At 65.6% G+C, this 22,171-nt stretch carries 23 protein-coding genes; 13 read left to right on the forward strand and 10 right to left on the reverse strand.

Annotated features, from left to right (window positions below; all coding sequences use genetic code 11):
• Positions 1-2: 2 nt before the first annotated feature.
• Positions 3-1,595: a phosphoglycerate dehydrogenase gene (gene serA, locus K368_RS0121970; protein WP_027174226.1), complete on the forward strand. Its 1,593-nt coding sequence runs from the start codon at positions 3-5 to the stop codon at positions 1,593-1,595.
• Between the two features lie 463 nt (positions 1,596-2,058).
• Positions 2,059-3,174 carry an S-methyl-5-thioribose-1-phosphate isomerase gene (gene mtnA / locus K368_RS0121975; protein WP_027174227.1) on the forward strand — a complete coding sequence of 372 codons (1,116 nt, stop codon included), beginning with the start codon at positions 2,059-2,061 and terminating at the stop codon, positions 3,172-3,174.
• 59 nt (positions 3,175-3,233) lie between these two features.
• Here the strand turns inward: mtnA and K368_RS0121980 are convergent, their stop codons facing one another.
• The 8 genes from K368_RS0121980 to K368_RS0122015 form a co-directional block, all read right to left on the reverse strand.
• Positions 3,234-3,566, reverse strand: coding sequence for a type II toxin-antitoxin system PemK/MazF family toxin (locus tag K368_RS0121980; RefSeq protein WP_027174228.1), 333 nt, complete (start codon positions 3,564-3,566; stop codon positions 3,234-3,236).
• A complete protein-coding gene (locus K368_RS0121985; protein WP_027174229.1) occupies positions 3,563-3,787 on the reverse strand; it encodes an antitoxin MazE family protein in 225 nt (74 codons plus the stop codon). The genes K368_RS0121980 and K368_RS0121985 overlap by 4 nt, the downstream gene beginning before the upstream one ends.
• Before the next feature lie 80 nt (positions 3,788-3,867).
• On the reverse strand, positions 3,868-4,863 hold the full coding sequence (locus K368_RS0121990; protein WP_027174230.1) for a MaoC family dehydratase: 996 nt from the start codon (positions 4,861-4,863) through the stop codon (positions 3,868-3,870).
• A gap of 206 nt (positions 4,864-5,069) precedes the next feature.
• Positions 5,070-6,167 carry a redox-regulated ATPase YchF gene (gene ychF, locus K368_RS0121995; RefSeq protein ID WP_027174231.1) on the reverse strand — a complete coding sequence of 366 codons (1,098 nt, stop codon included), beginning with the start codon at positions 6,165-6,167 and terminating at the stop codon, positions 5,070-5,072.
• 8 nt (positions 6,168-6,175) lie between these two features.
• Positions 6,176-6,643, reverse strand: a complete 468-nt coding sequence (locus K368_RS0122000) for a PIN domain-containing protein (protein WP_027174232.1) — start codon at positions 6,641-6,643, stop codon at positions 6,176-6,178.
• Complete coding sequence (locus tag K368_RS0122005) at positions 6,633-6,866, reverse strand: hypothetical protein (protein ID WP_027174233.1); 234 nt, start codon at positions 6,864-6,866, stop codon at positions 6,633-6,635. The genes K368_RS0122000 and K368_RS0122005 overlap by 11 nt, the downstream gene beginning before the upstream one ends.
• Positions 6,867-6,923: 57 nt before the next feature.
• Positions 6,924-7,544, reverse strand: a complete 621-nt coding sequence (gene pth, locus K368_RS0122010; protein WP_027174234.1) for an aminoacyl-tRNA hydrolase — start codon at positions 7,542-7,544, stop codon at positions 6,924-6,926.
• A gap of 233 nt (positions 7,545-7,777) precedes the next feature.
• Positions 7,778-8,473, reverse strand: coding sequence for a 50S ribosomal protein L25/general stress protein Ctc (locus K368_RS0122015; RefSeq protein WP_027174235.1), 696 nt, complete (start codon positions 8,471-8,473; stop codon positions 7,778-7,780).
• 381 nt (positions 8,474-8,854) lie between these two features.
• On the opposite strand from K368_RS0122015, the gene K368_RS0122020 reads away from it, so the two are divergent.
• Positions 8,855-9,394, forward strand: a complete 540-nt coding sequence (locus tag K368_RS0122020) for a TIGR02281 family clan AA aspartic protease (protein WP_027174236.1) — start codon at positions 8,855-8,857, stop codon at positions 9,392-9,394.
• A 61-nt stretch (positions 9,395-9,455) separates the two neighbouring features.
• Here the strand turns inward: K368_RS0122020 and K368_RS0122025 are convergent, their stop codons facing one another.
• Positions 9,456-9,923: a pilus assembly protein N-terminal domain-containing protein gene (locus K368_RS0122025; protein WP_245259644.1), complete on the reverse strand. Its 468-nt coding sequence runs from the start codon at positions 9,921-9,923 to the stop codon at positions 9,456-9,458.
• A gap of 474 nt (positions 9,924-10,397) precedes the next feature.
• Between K368_RS0122025 and K368_RS0122030 the strand changes: the two genes are divergently transcribed.
• The 10 genes from K368_RS0122030 (at position 10,398) to K368_RS25330 (ending at position 21,118) form a co-directional block, all read left to right on the forward strand.
• The gene (locus K368_RS0122030; RefSeq protein ID WP_027174238.1) at positions 10,398-10,568 is read left to right on the forward strand and encodes a Flp family type IVb pilin; all 171 of its coding nucleotides are present in this window, start codon (positions 10,398-10,400) and stop codon (positions 10,566-10,568) included.
• Between the two features lie 277 nt (positions 10,569-10,845).
• Positions 10,846-11,352, forward strand: coding sequence for a prepilin peptidase (locus K368_RS0122035; RefSeq protein WP_027174239.1), 507 nt, complete (start codon positions 10,846-10,848; stop codon positions 11,350-11,352).
• Between the two features lie 194 nt (positions 11,353-11,546).
• Positions 11,547-12,353 carry a Flp pilus assembly protein CpaB gene (cpaB, locus tag K368_RS0122040; RefSeq protein ID WP_027174240.1) on the forward strand — a complete coding sequence of 269 codons (807 nt, stop codon included), beginning with the start codon at positions 11,547-11,549 and terminating at the stop codon, positions 12,351-12,353.
• 34 nt (positions 12,354-12,387) lie between these two features.
• Positions 12,388-13,866, forward strand: a complete 1,479-nt coding sequence (locus K368_RS0122045; protein ID WP_027174241.1) for a type II and III secretion system protein family protein — start codon at positions 12,388-12,390, stop codon at positions 13,864-13,866.
• A gap of 74 nt (positions 13,867-13,940) precedes the next feature.
• Positions 13,941-14,675: a CpaD family pilus assembly protein gene (locus K368_RS0122050; RefSeq protein WP_027174242.1), complete on the forward strand. Its 735-nt coding sequence runs from the start codon at positions 13,941-13,943 to the stop codon at positions 14,673-14,675.
• A 70-nt stretch (positions 14,676-14,745) separates the two neighbouring features.
• On the forward strand, positions 14,746-15,990 hold the full coding sequence (locus K368_RS0122055) for an AAA family ATPase (protein ID WP_027174243.1): 1,245 nt from the start codon (positions 14,746-14,748) through the stop codon (positions 15,988-15,990).
• Between the two features lie 27 nt (positions 15,991-16,017).
• On the forward strand, positions 16,018-17,466 hold the full coding sequence (locus K368_RS0122060; RefSeq protein WP_027174244.1) for a CpaF family protein: 1,449 nt from the start codon (positions 16,018-16,020) through the stop codon (positions 17,464-17,466).
• A gap of 24 nt (positions 17,467-17,490) precedes the next feature.
• Complete coding sequence (locus K368_RS0122065; RefSeq protein ID WP_027174245.1) at positions 17,491-18,459, forward strand: type II secretion system F family protein; 969 nt, start codon at positions 17,491-17,493, stop codon at positions 18,457-18,459.
• Between the two features lie 6 nt (positions 18,460-18,465).
• Positions 18,466-19,428, forward strand: coding sequence for a type II secretion system F family protein (locus K368_RS0122070; RefSeq protein ID WP_027174246.1), 963 nt, complete (start codon positions 18,466-18,468; stop codon positions 19,426-19,428).
• 523 nt (positions 19,429-19,951) lie between these two features.
• Complete coding sequence (locus K368_RS25330; RefSeq protein WP_051439964.1) at positions 19,952-21,118, forward strand: calcium-binding protein; 1,167 nt, start codon at positions 19,952-19,954, stop codon at positions 21,116-21,118.
• A 76-nt stretch (positions 21,119-21,194) separates the two neighbouring features.
• Here the strand turns inward: K368_RS25330 and K368_RS0122080 are convergent, their stop codons facing one another.
• A complete protein-coding gene (locus tag K368_RS0122080; RefSeq protein ID WP_051439965.1) occupies positions 21,195-22,064 on the reverse strand; it encodes a tetratricopeptide repeat protein in 870 nt (289 codons plus the stop codon).
• Between the last annotated feature and the right edge of the window lie 107 nt (positions 22,065-22,171).

Here is a 22,171-nt window from a genome sequence, read left to right on the forward strand (position 1 = left end):
TCATGGCTGCTCCCAAGGTGCTCATTTCCGATTCCCTCTCGAACGCGGCCGTCCAGATCTTTCGTGACCGCGGAATCGACGTCGATTTCTTCCCCAACCTCGGCAAGGACAAGGAACGCTTTGCCGCCGTCATCGGCCATTACGACGGCCTCGCCATCCGCTCGGCCACCAAGGTCACGGAGAAGGTGCTGGCGCAGACCTCGCGGCTGAAGGTCATCGGCCGGGCCGGGATCGGCGTCGACAATGTCGATGTCGCGGCCGCCACGGCGCGCGGCGTCATCGTGATGAACACGCCCTTCGGCAATTCCATCACCACCGCCGAACACGCCATCGCGATGATGTTCGCTCTCGCGCGGCAGATCCCGCAGGCGGATCTCTCGACCCAGGCCGGGAAGTGGGAGAAGAACCGCTTCATGGGCGTCGAGCTGACGGGCAAGACGCTCGGCATCATCGGCTGCGGCAATATCGGCGCCATCGTCGCCGACCGCGCCATCGGCCTGAAGCTCAAGGTCGTCGCGTACGACCCCTACCTCTCCCCCGAGCGCGCCCTCGAGATCGGCGTGGAGAAGGTCGAGCTGGATGCGCTCCTGGCACGGGCCGACATCATCACGCTCCACGTGCCGATGACCGACAAGACCCGCAACATCCTGTCGGCCGAGAACCTCGCCCGGACGAAGCGCGGCGTGCGCATCGTCAACTGCGCCCGTGGCGGCCTCGTGGACGAGGTGGCACTCCGCGCCGCCCTCGATGCGGGCCATGTGGCCGGGGCGGCCTTCGACGTGTTCATCGAGGAGCCCGCCACCGCCAACCCGCTCTTCGGCCACCCGAACGTCATCTGCACGCCGCATCTCGGCGCCTCCACCAACGAGGCCCAGGAGAACGTGGCGCTGCAGGTCGCCGAGCAGATGTCCGACTACCTGATGACGGGGGCCATCACCAACGCGATCAACTTCCCGTCCATTTCCGCGGATGAAGCTCCCCGGTTGAAGCCGTTCGTGGCGCTCGCCGAAAAGCTCGGTTCGTTCCTCGGCCAGCTCACGGACGCGCCGATCAAGGGCATCCGCATCACCTACGAAGGCGCTGTGGCCGGCATGAACACCCGCGCGCTCACCGCTGCGGCGGTGACCGGGGCGCTGCGGCCGTTCCTGCAGGACATCAACATGGTCTCCGCCCCCGCCCTGGCGCGCGAGCGCGGCATCGTCGTAGACGAGATCAAGCGCGAGGGCGGGGCGAGCGACTACGAATCAGTGGTGCGCATCACCGTGGACGCCGAGGACATGCCGCGCGATGCCGCCGGCACGGTGTTCCATGACGGCAAGCCGCGGATCATCGAGATCCGCTCCATCGCCATTGATGCCGCCTTCGCGCCGCACATGCTCTATGTCCGCAATCACGACAAGCCGGGCTTCATCGGCCGGCTCGGCACCATCCTCGGCGAGGCGGGCGTCAACGTCGCGACCTTCAACCTCGGCCGCGAGGAAGAGGGCGGCAACGCCATCTGCTTCTGCGCCGTCGATGCGCCGATCTCGGAGAGCGTGCGGGCGGAGATCGAGACGATCCCGCAGGTAAAGCGGGCGCGTCCGGTGAGCTTCTGACCGGGGGTTAGCTAACCCTCCCCCCTCTGCGGGGGAGGGTGCCCGCGGAGCGGGCGGGAGAGGGGCCGGCACAGATCCTTCCGGGCAGGGCGCTCCCCTCACCCGACATTCGCTGACGCGAAGGCCACCCTCTCCCGTAGTGACTACTGGATTCAGACATGTCGCGGGCTGCGCGGACGAGCCCTCCTCCCCCTTGTGGGGAGGAGTTGGAGGTGGGGGTGATTGGGCGACCCACAGGGGGCGGAGGCTGGCGGAGCCACCCCCACTCCTAACCCCTCCCCACAAGGGGGAGAGGGACGCGCTTTTCCTGAAAGAGCCGATGTGTGAAGCCTGCCATGGAAGGTGGGGCGGGATTTCGACCGGCTGGCCTTACGCGTCTCGCGCCCACCCTTGATGGAGTCAAGCGCATGGCGCGAAGCCGAAGGACTGGTCCCGCCGCCCGGAACATGCGAGAGGCCCGCCCATGAACATCGACGGCAAACCCTACCGCACCATCCTGCCCGCCGCCGACGGCGAATCCGTCGAGGTCATCGACCAGACCCGCCTGCCCTTCGCCTTCGAGCTGAAGCGGCTCGCCACCCTGGACGAAGCGGCCATCGCCATCCGCACCATGATCGTGCGCGGCGCGCCACTCATCGGGGTCACGGCGGCCTACGGGCTGGCCCTGGGTCTGCGGCGGGACGCCTCCGATGCCGGGATCGACCACGCCGTCGAGACCCTGGCCGCCACTCGCCCCACCGCGATCAACCTGCGCTGGGCCCTCGACCGTGTCGCCGCCAAGCTGCGCGAGGTCGCGGTCTCCGAGCGCGCGGCCTTCGCCTTCGCCGAAGCCGGGCGCATCGCCGAGGAGGACGTGGAGAGCTGCCACGCCATCGGACGCCACGGCGCCGCGATCCTCGCCGATCTGCACAAGGCCAAGGGTTACGACAAGGAAGAGGGCCGCCGTCTCAACGTGCTCACCCATTGCAACGCGGGCTGGCTCGCCACGGTCGATTGGGGCACCGCCCTCGCGCCGATATACGTGGCGCACGAGGCCGGCATCCCGGTCCATGTCTATGTGGACGAGACCCGGCCACGGAACCAAGGCGCGGCGCTCACCGCCTTCGAGCTCAACGCGCACGGCGTGCCGCACACCGTCATCGCCGACAATGCCGGCGGTCACCTGATGCAGCACGGCGCCATCGACGTCTGCATCGTCGGCTCGGACCGCACCACGGCCTCGGGCGACGTCTGCAACAAGATCGGCACCTACCTGAAGGCGCTGGCGGCCTCCGACAACCGCGTGCCGTTCTACGCCGCCCTGCCCTTCTCCACCATCGACTGGACCCTCACCGACGGCGTCGCGCAGATCCCCATCGAGGAGCGTGACGGCCGCGAGGTATCCCACCTCACCGGTCGCCTCGCCGATGGCGGCTTCGCCACGATCGAGGTGGTCTCGCCCGGCAGCCCGGTGGCCAACCCGGCCTTCGACGTGACGCCGGCGCGTTTGGTGACGGGGATCATCACCGAGCGCGGCGTGGCATCGGCAAATGCGGAAGGCTTGTTGTCGCTGTATCCGGAGCGGCGCCCGGTGGCGTAGTCGAGCGATGACCGCCCGCCTTTCCCGACACGGGTCAGGGCCTGCGTCGCCACAACCGCTCATATCGAGGCTCGACCAAGGAAAACGAAGATCGCCCGAACGAGCCGGGCGATCTCTTCGCCGTTCAAGGTTCCGATCTTGTCGCCGAGCTTAGATTTCGGAACGGTCGTCACCTTGTCAGCCATCAGGCGAGACGCGGCACGTAAGCCGTTCTGCGTGCTTGGCGTCAGCGGAATCCGAAACAACGGTGCGTCCGTCGGATCGGTCGTCAATGCAGAGACCGTGATGGAATCGGTCGCGTCGAAGCGATCATCCTGGATGATCACGACCGGACGTGGCTTGCCGGCGTAATCCTTTCCTCCAGAAACCGTCCAAACTTCACCACGCTTCACGCGTCGTCCCAATTCGACGCAGCATCGATGAAGCTCTGATCGTCCTTGGCGTGATGGCTCGTGGCGACCGCCGCCGATTGCCGATGTGCTTCCTCGGCAAACGAAGCGGAGCTTGGATCCGGAATCCAGATCTTCACCGGCCGTAATCCCTGGCGGCGCAGGCGGGCGTGACGTTGACGAATGGTCTCTATGATCGGTTCGGACTTCGGTGGAGCACTCACGGCAAACCTCAACGCTTCATGCTACCGCGCTCAAGCATGAATGCCAAAGAAGTCTGCCTTCGATGTCGGGGCGCCGCCGCTCAGCCCGCCGGCGCCCACTGCCAGAACACCGACCCCGTAAACTCGAACACCCGCTCCCCGCGCTGGTTCTGCGCGGTGTTGTGATGGGTGGCCACCCCCCAGCCGGGGCGCGAGGTCGATTCGCGCTTGTCGAGGAGGGTGCAGGCGTAGCGGATGGTGTCGCCGGCATAGACTGGGGCGAGCCAGCGCATGTCGCGAAAGCCCGGAGACGGGCCGAGCTGCGGCACGGGGCCGTCGCGCTCGGTCCGTTCGATGTCGCGCTGGCGGGTGATGTGCAGGCGCTTCATCCAGACCGCCGCCGTGTGCCAGCCGGAGGCGCAGAGCGCGCCGAAATGGGTCTTTCGGGCAGCGTCCGCATCGAGATGGAAGGCCTGCGAGTCATAGGCCCGGGCGAAGGCCGTGATCGCCTCCGGCGTGAAGACGTGCCGGCCGAGGTCGCGGACGGTGCCGAGCTTTGCCTCCTTGAGGAAGAGCAGCGTCTCCGCATCCTCGCCTTCGACGACGGGCGAGGGTAGGCCCGGAACCACCGTGCGCGGCGGCAGAGGCTCGGCTCCGCGCCGGGCAAACATCACCGTGAAAGCCTGGATCATCACTGATTCGTCGCGGCCGTTCAGGACCGTGAGGGTGAAGCGCACGAAGCCGCGATCCGGCTTGGAGTTCGAGGTGCGGCACTCCTCGACCTTGGTGACGATCCGCAGCGCATCGCCCGGCAGGACGGGGCGCAGCCAGCGCAGCTGCGAGATGCCGGGCGAGCCCATGGAGGTGGCGCCGCGAAAGACATGGGCCTGGAGCAGGCGCATGCCGAACCCGGCCGTCTGCCAGCCGGAACCGATCAATTGGCCCGCCAGCGTCGCCTTCGCGGCCTCCTCGTCGAGATGGAACGGCTGCGGATCGAACTCCCTCGCGAAGGCGACGATCTCGTCGCGGGTGACCACGAGCGGGCCACCCTCGATCACGTCACCGGGGGTGAAATCCTCGAAGGTGATGCCGGTCATGCGGTCCGTCCTGGAATGGTCTCGGTCGGTCGCGCCGAGAGGTTTTACCGCTCACCACTCACCGTCATCCCGGGGCCGCGCAGCGGAGCCCGGGATCCAGAGCCGCCGAGGCGCAACATCCCGCAATGCCAGCGTGTCTGGATCCCGGGCTCGCCTGACGGCGCCCCGGGATGACGTGTGCGTAAGCTCGACGGGTGAGATAGGCCTCAATTGGCGAAGCGGAAGTGCAGCACGTCGCCGTCCTGCACCACGTAGTCCTTGCCCTCGAGCCGGAACTTGCCGGCTTCCTTGGCGCCGCTCTCGCCCTTCAGGGCGGTGTAGTCGGCGAACGCGATGGTCTCGGCGCGGATGAAGCCCTTTTCGAAATCGGTATGGATCACGCCGGCGGCGGCGGGGGCGCGGGTGCCCTTCTCGATGGTCCAGGCGCGCGCCTCCTTCGGCCCCACGGTGAAGTAGGTGATGAGGCCGAGCAGCTCGTAGCCGGCGCGGATGACGCGATTGAGGCCCGGCTCCACAAGCCCCACCGCTTCGAGGAAGTCGCCCTGGTCGGCCAGCGGCATCACCGCGATCTCGCTCTCGATCTTGGCCGAGACCACCACCGCGCGCGCACCCTCGGCCTTGGCCTGGGCGATCACCGCCTCGGAATAGGCGTTGCCCTTGTCGGCATCCCCCTCGTCCACGTTGCAGACGTAGAGGACGGGTTTCGCTGTCATCAGCCCGAGGGTCTGGAACAGCTTCTCCTCCTCCGGCTTGCGGCTGACCAGACGGGCGGGCTTGCCCTCGCGCAGCAGCGGCAGCGCCCGCTGGACGAGGTCGAGCATCTCCTTGGCTTCTTTGTCGGCGCCCTTGGCCTTCTTCTCCAGGGCGAAGAGGCGCTTCTCGAGGCTGTCGAGGTCGGCCAGCATCAGCTCGGTCTCGATGGTCTCGATATCGGCCTTGGGATCGACCTTGCCCTCCACATGGGTCACGTCGCCGTCGGTGAAGCAGCGCACCACATGGGCGATGGCATCGACCTCGCGGATGTTGGCGAGGAACTGGTTGCCGAGCCCCTCCCCCTTCGACGCGCCGCGCACGAGGCCGGCGATGTCGACGAAGGTCAGCCGGGTCGGGATGATCTCCTTCGATGCCGCGATCCGCGCCAAGTCATCGAGGCGCGGGTCCGGCACCGCCACCTCGCCCACATTCGGCTCGATGGTGCAGAACGGATAGTTCGCCGCCTGGGCCGCCGCCGTCTGCGTCAGCGCGTTGAAGAGAGTCGACTTGCCGACGTTCGGCAGGCCGACGATGCCGCATTTGAAGCCCATGATATTCCTCAAGAGTTCGCGAAGATCGATTCCGGCAAGGCCCGAAACGGATTCACGATTGTCATTCCTTCGACCTCACGGCCGTGCTGATAGTCTTCCGAAAGCAGGAAGCGGCATCCGGCTCGGATTGCGGAGCCGAGGATGACGCAGTCCCACCACTGAAACCGGGTCTGCTCCCACAATGACCACGCATCGCCGACGAGCGCGAGATCGGTCGCGCCTTCCGACCATTCCTCCAGGGACAGCGTCGTCTGCCGCGTATCCTCCGGATCGATAGGGAGACGACCGCGCAGGATGACGGCGTGCAACTCACCGAGAACCTGCGGACTCACCACGATCAGGCCGCGATCCGCCAGCACCGCCAACCAATGTCGCGCCATCGCCTGCTTCTCGGGGAAGCGGTCGTCACGGGCATACAGGAACACGTTGGTATCGACGAACACCCGGCCCGCGACGGGGACGGCGTCACTCGGCATCGTAAATCTGATCGCGGGTCGGCGCGCGCCCGTTTTCGTCGAGGAGATGAAGTGGCGGTCCCGCCAGGAAGCGTTCGAGGGCCTGGCTCTGGGAAAGCGGCCGGCCGACGCGCTGTTCCACCGTCTCGGCGATGAACTTCGACAGACTCTTGCCATCCCGCGCAGCGGCGACGCGCGCACGTTGCAGGAGGCTCTCGTCCATCGTCACCGTGACGTTCCTCACCCCAGTCTCCCCGTCCGTTAGGTCCAAGCTTCGATATCGTGTCCTCGTGTTTTCGTGTCAATCACGGCCGGTGGCCGCGGCATTGACTTGGCCGACATCGTCCCAGCCGCGGCCCGCCATGGCGAGGTGGACCTTGTTCTGGAAGCTCGCATCCTCGCCCGCCGCCAGCAGCGCGGCATGGTCCGCGACGGCGCGACAGAGATCCTCGACCCAAGCCCGCTCGCCCTTGCCGAAATCGTTCAGGACGTAGGCATGGACCAGGGCCTTGTCGCCCGGATGACCGATCCCGAGGCGCACGCGCCGGTAATCGTTGCCGCATTGCGCCGTGATCGAGCGCAGGCCGTTATGGCCGGCATTGCCGCCGCCGAGCTTCACCCGGAGCTTGGCCGGGGCGAGGTCGAGTTCGTCGTGCAGCACGATCACGTCGGAGAGTGTGATCTTGTAGAAGCGCTGCGCCTCCGAAACCGAGCGGCCGGATTCGTTCATGAAGGTCTGCGGCTTCACCAGGACGACCCGTTCGGTGCCGAGGGTGGCCTCGGTCACCTCACCCTGGAACTTACGCCGCCACGGCCCGGCGCGGTGGACGCGTGCCATCTCGTCGAGGGCGAGAAAGCCGATATTGTGGCGGTTGCCCGCATAGCGGGCCCCTGGATTGCCGAGCCCGACGATCAGGCGCATGGCATCATCTCCGAGAAGGCTTCGTCACCAGAGCACTCTCCGCCGAAGGGGATGCCGGTTCGGCGAAAACGAGCGCAGCAAAAGTATGGTCTAGAGCTGCGCCCGATCCACCGTGGGCGTGCGGAGCTCCAGGACGGAGGACGAGCAGGCGACGTCAAACGAAAAGGTGCCCCGACCTCGCGGTCGGAGCACCTGTGGACGGAGACGAGACCGGGGCGCGAAGCCCCAGGGCCTCAATCCTCCTTCTTGTCTTCCTCAGCCTCGGCGGCCTCTTCGGCCTCAGCCTCGGCCTTCTCCTCGGCAGCTTCGGTCGACTGAGCCTCGGCGATCGCGGCCTCTTCGGCCTCGACCTCGGCGCCGAGTACGGTCGGCGGCACGACGTTGGCGACGACAGCCTCGGCCTCGCCGGTGAAGGTCGTGTTGGCCGGCAGCTTCACGGCTTCGATATGGATCGAATCGCCGATCTGGAGCCCGGTGAGATCGACTTCGACCGCGTCGGGGATCGCATCGGCCGGGACTTCGAGCGACAGCGTGTGCAGCACGACGTTGAGGGTGCCGCCGTTCTTCTTGATGCCGGGAGCCTCATCCTCGTTGATGAAGTGCACGGGCACTTCGACGGTGAGGTTCTGGCCCGCGACGACACGCAGGAAGTCCACGTGCAGCGGCACGCCGGTCACCGGATCGAGCTGGAAGTCGCGCGGGATCGCGCGGGTCTTCCGGCCGCCGGCATTGATCTCGAACAGGGTGGTCTTGAAGCCACCGGCGTAGATCAGGGTGCGGGTACGGACGAGGTCGATGGCGATGGCCTGCGGAGCCTGACCGCCACCATAGATGACGGCGGGAACGTTGCCCTGGCGACGAACTTCCCGGGCGGCCCCCTTGCCGACCCGGTCGCGTGCCACGGCCTCAAGCGGCTTTACTGCGCTCATGGCGTGATCCTTCAATAAAACAGAAAAAAGCCGCGCAACGCCAAAGGCCGCCCGAAACGGACGGCCCTCACCGATCCACGACGCGCCCGTGCCTCCAAGGGTGTCTGGCGAGCGCGTGAGGTGCATACCCGCAAGAGCCGGTAAACGCAATGTTTCGACCACCTCTCTCCTCCTTTCCTCGCCTCGCCCGCGCGGGGCGGACCGGGAGGTGCGACACCGCCGGATGTCCGCATCGCCGCGATGCGAAGGGGAGAATGCCCGGCAACTCGCACATGCGGCGTTCACCATCCGAACGGTCGGCTTCTTGCGCGCGCGGACAAGCGAAGACTTCGTTCATTCGCTTCGAAGAGGATCGCCCCCCGTGTGGCGAGAGATCCATCGATGACGCATCCGGTCCTCTGGGCGTTGGGAGTCACCTCCATCGCGGCGACGGCCAGCCTGACCCTGGCGACGCGCTTCGAGAATGCCGCCCGCCCGCGGGAACGCGGCGACACGGTCCTCAATCTCGACAATTCCGGTCTCGGGGGCTCGAACCCGACCCGGTTCGCGCCGAACTCCGTGACCCTGGCGGCCGATTCCCTCGGGCATTTCTCCACCGAGGTCGATGTGGCGGGGCGTAGCCTCAGAATGCTGGTGGATACCGGAGCGAGCGTCTGCGCCTTCAGCTACGAGGACGCGCAGCGCTTGGGGCTCCATGTCTACGAGCGCGACTTCAACCGCCGCGTCGACACCGCCAACGGTGCCGTCTCCGCCGCCACCGTTCGGATCCCGGTGATGCGGATCGGGACGATCGGCATCCGCGACGTCGAGGCCGTGATCCTTCCGAGGGGACGTCTCGGCAAGAGCCTCCTCGGCATGTCGTTCCTGCGGCGCCTCAACGACTTCAAGATGTCCGACGGCCGGCTGACGATGCGCGGCTGAGGCCGGCTCCTACCACGCGGCGCCGATCCCGACTGATGGTCGTCCTTATCGACGTCCGGTCTTACTTCTGGCTACCTGCCCCCGTAGCGAGGTTGCGGCGGGTATCGGCCTGTCCGCTGACGTCTCCGAAATACTTCGTGGCGTCGCCGAGTTGCATCGACGGCATGCAGTTCGGGGTGCAGGAATAGGATTCGCGGTCGAGTCCGCGCTGCACCGTGACGATCGATCCCTGCGCGGCCTGCACGCTGATGGTGGATTCGGCGAGCATCGCGCCGGATGCGTCGAGGGCGATGAGGTTGGTGGAGCCGAAGCTCTTGCCGGTCAGGATGACGATTCCGTTCCGCTGAAGGGCGACATCCGCCACGAGCGGGTTTCCGACGATGACCGTTTGTGTCCTGTCGGGCAGACGAATGACTTTGGCATTGTCGACGTTCACCGCCACGATCGCCGGTGTCGTCTCCGCGAGGGCCGGGCCTGCACCGACGGCGAGGCAGAGAGCGACTCCGCTCGCTTGAACGCATCTCTTCAACGGCGAGGGTGTCGGCATTGACCGGTGGCCCATGGCTCGGGTGCTCTCGGCTGCGACGGTAAGGTTTCGACGGGATCGCGAGCACCTGGGCGGTCGACCGCCTTTGTCGTCACGACAGCCTTAACTACGTATTGGTAAACGAAGATCTAATGTCGATATATTATGGATAGCCGATGTTTCGATCTCGTCAGCCTCCGTCGATCTGGATCGGTTGCATTTCTCTGTCTTCCAAGGTTGTGTCGTGTGAAAATGCTCCTGCTGCTTGTTTTGTTGGAATGGTAAATACTAAGAGTTATCCCCGTATTATTTAATGTTTATTCACCACATGGCAATCGAAGACGGTGCTGATCGGTTTCGCGGCTCCGTTTAACGTAATTTCAAGACGACACGGGCCATCTTCATCCTCAGTCGCCGGTCGAAATACAACGATCCTCGACGGCAACTTCGCAAGACGAACCCTCAAGGAATACGATCATGTCGAACCTCTTCAAGCGTTTTGCCGCCGACGAGTCGGGTGCAACGGCGATCGAATACGGTCTCATCGCGTCCCTCATCGCCGTCGCCATCATCACGGTCCTGACCACCCTCGGTGGCAATCTGACCAATACTCTCACCAAGGTCGCTACCAACCTCAAGGCGAGCTGACGGGGTGGTCTGAAACGGTCGGAGTTCCAGCTGATCGCTTCAGACTTATGCGCATGTTTTACTCACGCAGACATTGCGTGGATCGAACACCTCGCCGGACGGTCCGACCCGATCGTCCGGCAGAGCTCGTCCCCTATGTCCCGCTTCATGCGGACGGTGACCAAGCGGTCCCGCAAGTTTCCCGAAACGGCCTCTGTCGCCGCGATCGAGCGCCCTGCGGCGAGGGTCCTTCACCGGGTGACGATCCGAATTCCGACCCCAGATCGAGACGGACCCGATGGCGAGTGTCACGCTCCTGATCGTCTTCCCGTTCCTGATGGCCTATGCGGCCGCTCGGGATCTGCTGACGATGACGATTCCCAACGCTGTGTCCCTTCTGCTGCTGCTCGGCTTCGCGATCTTCGCCGGTGCAACCGGACTGTGGGGCTGGGATCTCGTCGGGCATCTGGGAGCGGGAGCGGCGACGCTGGTCGTGACGTTCGGCCTCTTCGCCTTTCGCATCATCGGCGGAGGCGATGCCAAACTCGCCGCCGCCACCGCGGTGTGGATCGGGTTCGACCGATTGGGCGAGTACCTGGTCGTCGCGTCGCTTGCCGGGGGCGCGCTCACATTGGCAATTCTCGTCGCGCGGGCGCATCCCCTGCCGCGATGTCTCGGCCGCCTCCCCTTCGCCCTCCACCTTCATGACGCCAAGACCGGCGTGCCCTACGGGATCGCCCTCTCCCTCGGAGCGCTGATCGTGATCCCGGAGACGATGACTTGGGCAAGAATGATGGCACCGTGAGGCCGGATACACGTAAGAGTTGAACTTAAAGAGGCCGGAACGATGCTTGTCGAGCTCGGTGCTCGATCGAGCTGACCTATCGCGAGTCGTCCCTAATTCTCATGCGTTAGCTTTCGTTAACCGTAATTTGAGGAATCCCGGCGAAGCCTGGACGTCGACGGCAGCAGGCCGTCCTGTCAGGTTCGAACACGGCGATGAAACCAGCCCGCCTTGCCGTCATCGCCATCGCGCTCTCTGCCGGTGCGGGCGCCGCGTTTTTGATGAGCGGCAGCGATGCGCCGCCTCCGGTCCAGGCCGTGGTCGAAGCGCCCCCTCCTCCCCCGCTGCCGGTTACGGATGTGCTGGTGGCCGCCGCCGACCTGCCGATGGGGCAGAACATCCAGGCCGCCGACCTTCGCTGGCAGCCCTGGCCCGACCAGGCCATCACCGTCGGCTACATGACGCGCACGGCCTCGCCCAACGGCATGGATACCATCATCGGCTCGATCACCCGCAGCGCCTTCCTCGCGGGTGAGCCGATCCGCCCGCAGAAACTCGCCCGGTCCGACGGCGGCTTCATGGCGGCGATCCTGCCCTCCGGCATGCGCGCCGTCGCCATCGTCACCGATACGCGCGGGTCGAGTTCGGCCGGTGGATTCATCCTCCCCAACGATCACGTGGACCTGATCCGCACCTATCGCGACGAGGAATCCACACGCTCCGGGGGCGGCGAGGTCCAGATTTCGGAGACCTTGCTCACAGATATCCGCGTGCTCGCCGTCGGCCAGATCGTGCAGGAGCGGAACGGGACCAACGTCGTCACCGGCGAGACCGCCACTCTCGCGCTGACACCCGCCCAAGCCGAAACCGTCACCCTGGCCCAGAAGGTGGGACAGCTCTCCCTCTCCCTGCGCAGCCTCATGGATGCCGGCCGGACCGGGGATGCCCCGCCGGAGACTCAGCAGGACACGGCCCTGACGGTCGTCCGCTTCGGTATCGCCAAACAACAACCGCGTCGCTGAGATGACGAACCGCGCGATGATGAAAGATTCTCCGATGACCACGAGACACCGGGTCCGCGTGGGCAGCCTGTCCGTGTTCGCGGCCCTTGCCGGTCTGGTCCTCGCCGCCACCTCCGCCGGGGCGGCGCCGAGAAATGGTTTCACCGCCGCCCCGATCGTCGATGTCGGCGGCAACGAATCCGGCACCTCGCGCCGTATCGAGCTCACGACCGGGCGCTCCCTCGTGATCGACCTGCCGCGCGACGCCAAGGAGGTCTTCGTCGCCAATCCGAAGGTGGCCAACGCCGTCGTGCGTTCGACCCGCAAGGTCTTCGTTATCGGGATGGAGGACGGGGCGACCTCGATCTTCATCATGGACGCCGAAGGCCGCCAGATCACCGCCCTCGACGTCACCGTGGCGCGGGACCTCAAGCTCGGAACCCTGCGGCAGATCCTGCTCCAGAGCATCGCGGGCGGTCGCTTCGATATCCGGACCGCCGGCGACTCGCTGATCCTGTCGGGCTTCGTCGGCTCGGCGGCCGAGGCGGCCCAGGCCATGGACATCGCGACCGCCTTCGTCGGCCAGGCCGGCGGTGCCGCCGGCGGGGCGGCGGCCCGGGGCGCCGTCATCAACAACCTCACCATCCGGGGCAAGGATCAGGTGATGCTCCGCGTCACCGTGGTCGAAGTGGCCCGGACCGTGCTGAAGCAGTTCGGCGTCAATCTCAGCGGCAACTGGTCCGGGCTCAACCTCGCGAACGTCGCGCCCTTCGGTCTCAATGGCGGCCAGTTCCCGAATGGGAACGAGATCAAGGCGACAATCAACGGAGGCGGCGGGGCGAGTATCTCGGCCACCCTGCGGGCTTTCGAGCAGGCCGGCGTCTCACGTATTCTCGCCGAGCCGACGCTCACCGCGATTTCGGGGGAATCCGCAAAATTTACCGCCGGCGGGGAGATCCCCGTTCCCGCCTCGCAGAACTGCACGGGCGGCGTCTGCTCCATCGGCATCGCGTTCAAGACCTATGGCGTGACCCTGAACTTCACGCCCGTGGTGATGGCCGAGAACCGCATCTCCGTGCGCGTCGCCACGGAGGTCTCCGAAATCGACCAGACCAACTCTTTCACCTTCACCCAGGGCGATTCCGCCGTCTCCGTCCCCGCCTTCACTCTGCGGAAGACCGAGACAACCGTCGAACTCGCCTCCGGCGGAACCATGATGACCGCCGGCCTGATCCAGCAGCGCAACAAGGCCGCCGTCAGCGGACTGCCCGGCCTCGTGAACCTGCCCATTCTCGGTGCCCTGTTCCGCTCTCGCGACTACCAGCGCCAGGAAACCGAACTCATGATCATGGTCACGCCCTACATCGCCAAGGCGATGGAGGCGAAGCAGGTCGTGCGGCCGGATGACGGCTTCGTCGATGCCCAGGACGGTCAGGGCATCCTGCTCGGACGCCTGAACCGGGTCTACGGCTCGGGCGGCGCGGCGCCGCTGGGCGCCAATTATCGGGGCCGCGTCGGCTTCATCACGGATTGATGCGACGATTCGAGAGCGAACCACGACGACCTCGCAGAACGACGCGGCCCAGGCACGATCAGGACCCGACCCCCATGTCATTCCACCCCTTCCGCTCCCCCGCCGCGGTCGTCGCCTCGATCGTCCTGGCCACCGCGTTGGGCGCGTGCCGCGCCGACCGCGCCGAGACCACCGGTTCGCTCTATCCGACCGACTACCGGGTCCGTCATCCCATCGTGCTCGCCGACGCCACGCGGTCCCTGGACGTCTTCGTCACCGGTACCGGCCATATCGATCCGCGACAGCGCGCCGACATCGAGGCCTTCCTGCTGGACTTCCGCCGCTACGGGCGCGGCACCGTCATTCTGGACATGCCGCGCGGGGTCTCGCCGTCGCAGGGCGTCGCCGTGGAGCGGACCGGCGCGGCGATCCGCAGGCTCGGCGCCGACAACGGCGTCGGCGGACGGCAGATGATCGTCACCGGCTACGCGGTGGCGGACCCGTTCCTCGCCGCTCCGCTCCGTCTGAGCTTCCAGCGCATGGAGGCGAAGGTCGCCAGCCAATGCGGTGTCTGGCCCCAGGATCTCGGGGTCGGAAGCCCGGCCTTCTCCGCGCGCAACGAGACCCACTGGAACCTCGGCTGCGCCATGCAGGCCAATATCGCGAGCCAAGTGGCCGATCCGGTCGACCTCGTCCGCGGCCGGCCGGAAGGGCGCATCGACTCGATCCGGCGCACCGTCGACATCAATAAGCTGCGGGAGGGCAAGGATCCGTCAACCATATGGCGTCAGGATGGGAAGACGTCGGTGAAGGCAGCCATCGACAACTGATCGGCGCGTCCCCTCCCGTCGTTCGACAGAGCTTCGGCCCTCGTTGTCACCCAAAGACCGGACCCGCCCCATGCCTGACTTCATCGAGTCACCCGAGCGCGTCATCGCTCCGGTGCCGCGGATCACCATCCAGGCATTCTGCGAGACGGGCGAGACGGCCGCGTCGATCGAGGCGGCGGGGAGCGACAGGCGGCTGCAGAAGGCCCAGATCAAGATCCAGATGGGCGGCGGCCCCGCTGCCGTCGAGGCGTTCCGCCACGCGCCCACGCCCAACGTGGTCATCATCGAGACGCAGGGCGCGAAGTCGCGTCCGCTGGAGATCCTCGATTCCCTGGCGGAGGTCTGTGACGAAGGGACGAAGGTCGTCGTCATCGGCCATGTCAACGACGTCCAGCTCTACCGCCAGTTCATCCAGCGCGGCGTGAGCGAGTATCTCATGGCGCCGGTGGAGCCGATCGTCCTGATCCAGGCCCTGTCCGATCTGTTCACGGCCCCCGGCGCCAAGCCGCTCGGCCGCACCATCGCGGTGGTCGGCGCCAAGGGAGGCGTCGGCTCCTCCACCATCGCCCACAACCTGGCATGGACCGTCGCGCGCGAGCACGGGATGGCGACGGTCATCGCCGATCTCGACATCGCCTTCGGTACGGCGAGCCTCAACTTCAATCAGGACCCGCCGCAGGGGATCGCGGAGGCCGTCTTCGCGCCCGAGCGCCTCGATTCTAACCTCCTCGATCGCCTGCTCTCGAAATGCAGCGACAACCTCTCTCTGCTCTCAGCGCCGGCCACCCTCGAACGGACCACGGACCTGACCGAGCCGTCCTTCGACAACCTGATCGACCTCCTGCGCGCGGCCGTGCCCTGCGTGGTCCTCGATGTGCCCCATACCTGGTCGGCCTGGACCCGGCGCCTGCTGATCTCCTCGGACGAAATCATCGTCGTCGCCCAGCCGGAGCTCGCCTCCCTGCGCAATCTCAAGAACCTGCTGACCCTGCTGCAGCAGAGCCGGCCCAACGACGCCAGGCCGCGCATCGTGCTGAACAGCGTCGGCGTGCCGAAGCGCCCCGAGATCTCGGCCGGTGAGTTCGCCAAGGCCCTGGACGCCACGCTGACGGCGACGATCCCGTACGATCCGGCCCTGTTCGGCACGGCGGCGAACAACGGTCAGATGATCGCCGAGGTCCAGGCGGGCGCCAAGGCCTCGGACGTGTTCTCGGAGCTCGCCGCGCGCATGATCGGACGTCCCGAGACGCGTCGTGTCCGCGGGAACCTGTTCGAGCCCCTGCTGTCGCGGCTGTCCCGACGCAAGGCGTCGTGATGGCGGCGCGCTGCGTGGAGGCCCGTCATGTTCGGTAGGAGAAGCCAAGCCTCGGAAATCCCGACGGCGGTCACGGTTCCGTCCGCGCCAAAGCCGCAGGTTCCGCTTCCCGTCCTCGACGACCAGCCGGGCGTGGCGAAGACCCCGCGGGTGGAACGGCTCGTCCCCGTCCGGGAGGCGGTGAAGTCGGAGGATTACTTCCGTACCAAGAGCATGATCTTCGGGGCGCTGATCGAGGCCATCGATCTGGCGCAGCTGTCGCGCCTCGACGTCGAATCGGCGCGCGAGGAGATCCGCGACATCGTCTCGGAGATCATCGGCCTCAAGAACATCGTCCTGTCCATCGCCGAGCAGGAGGAGCTCCTCGACGACATCTGCAACGATGTCCTCGGCTACGGACCGCTGGAGCCGCTGCTGGCCCGCGACGATATCGCCGACATCATGGTCAACGGCGCCAACCGGGCCTTCATCGAGGTCGGGGGCAAGATCCAGCTTACCAACGTGCGCTTCCGCGACAACCAGCAGCTGATGAACATCTGCCAGCGCATCGTCAGCCAGGTCGGCCGGCGCGTCGACGAATCCTCGCCGATCTGCGACGCGCGCCTGCCGGACGGGTCCCGCGTCAACATCATTGCTCCGCCGCTCGCCATTGACGGGCCGGTCCTCACCATCCGTAAGTTCAAGAAGGACAAGCTCACCCTCGACCAGCTCGTGACCTTCGGGGCGATCTCGCCCGAAGGGGCGAGGATTTTGCAGATCATCGGTCGCGTCCGCTGCAACGTGGTGATTTCCGGCGGTACGGGCTCCGGCAAGACCACCCTGCTGAACTGCCTGACGCGCTACATCGACGAGGACGAGCGGATCATCACCTGCGAGGACGCGGCCGAGCTGCAACTGCAGCAGGCCCACGTCGTCCGCCTCGAGACCCGGCCCGCGAACATGGAAGGGTCGGGGCAGGTCACCATGCGCGACCTCGTGAGAAACTGCCTGCGCATGCGGCCGGAGCGGATCATCGTCGGCGAGGTGCGCGGCCCGGAGGCGTTCGACCTGCTCCAGGCGATGAATACCGGCCATGACGGCTCGATGGGCACGCTCCACGCCAACTCGCCGCGCGAGGCGCTGGCCCGCATCGAATCGATGATCACCATGGGCGGGTTCAGCCTGCCCTCGCGGACATTGCGCGAGATGATCGTCGGGTCGATCGACATCATCGTCCAGGCGACGCGCCTGCGTGACGGTTCGCGCCGCATCACCCACATCACCGAGGTGATGGGGCTCGAGGGCGACGTCATCATCACCCAGGACCTGTTCGTCTACGACGTGCTCGGCGAGGACGCGAACGGCAGGCTCCTCGGGCGCCATCGCTCCACCGGCATCGGCCGTCCGCGATTCTGGGACCGCGCGCGCTATTACGGGGAGGAGAAGGCCCTGGCGGCCGCCCTCGACGCGGCGGCCTACGACGTCGGCAACGCATGATGATGCTGCCATGAACATCCTGCCATGAACGCCCTGCAGATGCCTCTTGCCGTCGGTCTTGCGGCGGTCGCGGCCGGGGCCATCGCCTATGTGGTGCTGACCCCCCTCCTGTCGGGGGAGAACCGGGCCGCCAAACGCAGGCAGGCGGTCAGCGTGGTGACGTCCCCCGCTCATCGCGCGGTCACGGCGAGCCGGCGCGAGCAGGTGGCCAGGAGCCTGAAGGAAGTCGAGGCCAAGCGCGGCGGGACGACGGTCACGCTCGAACTCAAGATCGCCCGGGCCGGACTGGACTGGACGAAGCAGAAGTTCCGGGTCGTCTCCGCGCTCATGGCCGTCGTCACCGGTCTTCTCATCTTCGTTCTCACCTCGCACAAGCTCGCGACCCTCGCGGCCCTCTTCGCCGGCGGGTTCGGTCTGCCCCTGTGGATGCTGAGTTTCCTGCGCAAGCGGCGCATCAACGCCTTCATCACAGAATTGCCCACCGCCATCGACATCATCACCCGCGGCGTGCGGGCCGGCATCCCGGTGGGCGACTGCTTCCGCATCATCGCGCGGGAAGCCGAGGAGCCGATCCGTGGCGAGTTTCGCCAGGTGGTGGAATCCCAGACCCTGGGTCTCAGCCTCGGCGATGCGATGGTGCGGATGTACGAGCGGGTGCCCGTCTCCGACGTCAATTTCTTCGCCATCGTCATCGGCATCCAGGGCCGGTCCGGCGGCAATCTCTCGGAAGCCCTGAGCAACCTCTCCAAGGTCCTGCGTGAGCGCAAGAAGATGGCCGGGAAGATCCAGGCGATGAGCATGGAGGCCAAGGCGTCCGGCGGCATCATCGCCGCCCTGCCCTTCATCGTGGCGGTGCTGACCTACCTGTCCAGCCCGGATTACATCTCGCTGCTGTGGACGACGGATACCGGCAAGATGGCCCTCGTCGCATCCGCGATCTGGATGTCGATCGGGATCTTCGTGATGAAGAAGATGATCAGCTTCGAGGTCTGACCGCCCATGTTGTCCCTCATCGGCGAAAAGCTCATCGATCCGCGCTTCATCGGCATGGTTCTGGCCGGGGTGGCGGCTGCGGCGACCGCATTCGCCCTGCTGCAGCCGCTCATCGAGCCCGACAAGCTCAACAAGCGCATGAAGCTGATCGGTGACGAGCGCGAGGAGTTGCGCCGGCGCGAACGTGACCGGCTCAACAACCGGTCCACCCTGCGCGTGGCGCCGAAGGCGTACATGAAGCGAGTGGTGGACCAGTTCAACCTGAGCCGCTGGCTCGGTACCGATACCGCCCGGCGACAATTGATCATGGCGGGATACCGTTCGCCGGGTGCGGAGACCGGGTTCCTGTTCTTTCGCATGGTCACGCCGATCGCGATCGGACTGGCAGCGATCTTCTACCTCTTCGTCCTGAAGGTGCTGGACTACTCCGTCACCATCCGCCTCATGATGGTCATCGCGGCCCTGCTCCTCGGCATCAAGGCGCCCGAACTCTACCTGCTCAACGCCACGAAAAAGCGCCAGTCCGAGATCCAGGCGGCCTGGCCCGATGCCCTCGACCTCACCCTGATCTGCGTCGAATCCGGGATGTCGGTGGAGCACGCCATCCGACGGGTCAGCATCGAGGCCGTCACCCAATCGGTCGCTCTGGCGGAGGAACTCGCCGTCACGGCGGCGGAACTGTCCTACCTGCCCGATCGCCGCCTGGCGTTCGAGAACCTCGGCAACCGTGTGGGTCTCGATTCCGTCAAGGCGGTCGCCACCGCGTTGATCCAGGCCGAGCGCTACGGCACGCCCATGGGCCAGGCCCTGCGCGTGCTGTCCCAGGAGAGCCGCGACCAACGCATGAACGCCGCGGAGAAGAAGGCCTCCGCCCTGCCGCCGAAACTGACTGTGCCGATGATCCTCTTCTTCCTGCCGGTACTGTTCGTCGTGATCCTGACGCCGGCGATCATCCAGATCTACCGCTGAGGTGGCGCTGCTCTCAATCTGTGACAGTCGCCAAGCTCGAATGGGTGGAAGAGGAAACCCGGTCTCGGAGACGAGCTATCGGGCGATCTCATTCCAAAGATCCTCGTGGTCGAGGGGGCGTGCCACGGCATGTCCGTCGTGAACCCGCCCTATGCCGTCATGTCCGGCACCTTCGACACCGACATGCCGGGATCGGAGCCTTCCGTCCGGCAGAATGATGGCACGGCACCAATCCGTACGGTTCTCATCCCTAAACCCGAAGTATGTTCTAAACATACACCATCTGGGCTTCGATGGGCGCGGATTATTTTTGTCTTTCACTCGATGTTTGTTGCTTCCGATAGTACAGGACGTTGACACATAGGCAATATTGATTGTCTAATCTCATCGAGATGATAGTACTTTATTTGCAATTGCAGCCGCGATTTAATTCTGATTTTTGATTGCGGCAAATCGCTGCGAACGAGCATGTTCTCTTAGCGGCGCATCAATATAAATTCTTATATAATACAGGGAGTTAGCCATGCCTTCGGTCGAGTATAATTACGGTGCGACATTCGATCCGGATTTCAGCTCGGCCATATCGATTTCGAGCAATATCTACGACTTCGATACGTCGAAGTATAAGTTTCGCGCTCAGATCAACCCAGACGAAAACGGGAATGTTATTTCGCAGTTGTACAATGGCACCAGCAATTTGTCCGAAGATTACATCCTCACCGGTCACGCCGTGAGCTTCAAGATGGACTTTTCCTCCAACACTGGAGGCGTGACTTTAAATGGCTATGACTTCGATGACATCATGACTGGAGGGCGTGGGAACGACGTCTTTTCCGGTGGCGCGGGCAATGACACGCTGCGTGGCATGGGCGGCATCGACACGTTCTGGGCAGACGACGGCAACGACCGCATCGTGGTCAGGGAGCCCGGCGCCAGCGTCAATGGCGGTGAAGGTCATGACAGGCTGTTCCTGCGGGGCGCAGACGCATACAGCTTCAGCGACGATACGCTGTGGGGCATCGAGACGATCCATGTGGGAGCGGGCTCGAAACTGGATCTTTCCGCTGTCACGACGGGCGTGACGATTCTCATGGCGAGCAAGATCGGCAGTCCCAGCAACATCGTCGGCACCCAGGGCGACGATGTCATCACCGGCGGTGGGGGATACGTCTCGATCAAGGCCGGAGACGGCGACGACGTGATCAAGGGCAGCAGCGGAACGGCTTACATCGCCGGTGAGGACGGCGACGATGTCATCGCCCTGGGTAAAGGGGGCAAATACGCCTATGGCGGAGACGGCAACGACGTCATCGTCGGAAGCGACCACCTGCCCAGCATTCTCCACGGTGACGAGGGCAACGACCGTATCAAGGCCGGCGATTCCGGAGCAACGATCATAGGCGGCGCGAGCGCAGACAAACTGTTCGCGGGGTCAGGAGACGACACCTTCCTCTTTCAGGCCGGATTCGGCCGCGACGGTGTCTACGGTTTCGACGTCGATGCCGACCAGATTTACATCAGCATCGCCGGCGTCGATGAAGGCGATCTCGTCTTCCGGCCATTGAATGGCGGGCGGAACACGCTGGTGACGTTCGAGGGCGTCGGCGGCGGTGACAAAATTATTCTGCACGACGTGACGGTGTCCCAGCTGGAACATGGTCCCAGCGGCCTGTTCCTGTTCGGCGCCTGACCCTCGCCACGCTCCATACGCCGTTCCACGTTGCGATCGCCCCGACACGCCGTCTCGCTCGTCGTGGCGCCGCCGCTCAGCCGCGCGGCATCTCGCCGGCGAGCGGGCGGCTCGAGGCTCTCGGTGCTTTCTGCGCCCGGGCCTGGGCAATCATCGCCCGCAGGGAGGCGGCATTGGCCGCCGCCTCTTCCGGGGTCAGGTCGCCCCGGGTCAACTCCTCCGCCTCCGCGAGCTTTCCCCTCAACCCGAGGACCAAAGCGAGGTTCTGGCGCACCCGTGCGTCCGCGCGCGGCTGGGCCACGGCGTTGCGCATCACGGCCTCCGCCTGGTCGAGCTGCCTCGCCAGAGCATAGGAAAGGCCTAGATTGGACAGGACCATGGGATCGTCCGGCTGGATCTTCAGCGCGGCCTCGTAGAAGCCCTGCGCGCGGGCATGGTCGCCCATCTGGTCGGCCACCGCGCCCTGGGCGGAGAGCACGCGCCAGTCCGGCCGGGCCGGGGTATGGGCGTTCTGGAGCACTTCGGCGGCTTCGGTGAAGCGTCCGACCTCCGCCAGGGCCTTCCCGTAAGCCGCCAGAACGGCCGAGTTCTTGGCGTTGCGTAGCGCCGTCTGCTGAAGCACGGCAACGGCCTGCGGTTTCTGGTTCGTTGCCTTCAGTGCCTGCGCATAGCGCAGGGCCAAGCCGACATCGTTCTGGTCGGCATTGTATTTCTGGCCGAGCGCGTCGACGTCGCGCAGGGTCACCACCTCGCGGCCTGGTGCACGTCCGAAACTCTTGAGGGAGAGGCCGCCGATCGAGCCGGTGGTCTCCGGTGAGCGCGACTGGCAGGCGCTCGCCAGTAGACCGAGCAGCGTCAAGCCGGCCAGACGCAGCGGGAACGACAATCCCGTCCGGACCGGCAGCGATGACGAGGGTTGGGGCTGGTCTGAACGCAACGACACCATCACGTGCTCCGCACGAGCCTGCCGGTCGACGCTTCACGCCGCCGGTCGTGCGGTGATAGACCGTTAACCCTAATCGCCGGTTAACCTGACTTTAGGGCGTCCAAGGG

The sequence above is a fragment of the Methylobacterium sp. 10 genome, from assembly GCF_000519085.1.
GTDB lineage: Bacteria > Pseudomonadota > Alphaproteobacteria > Rhizobiales > Beijerinckiaceae > Methylobacterium.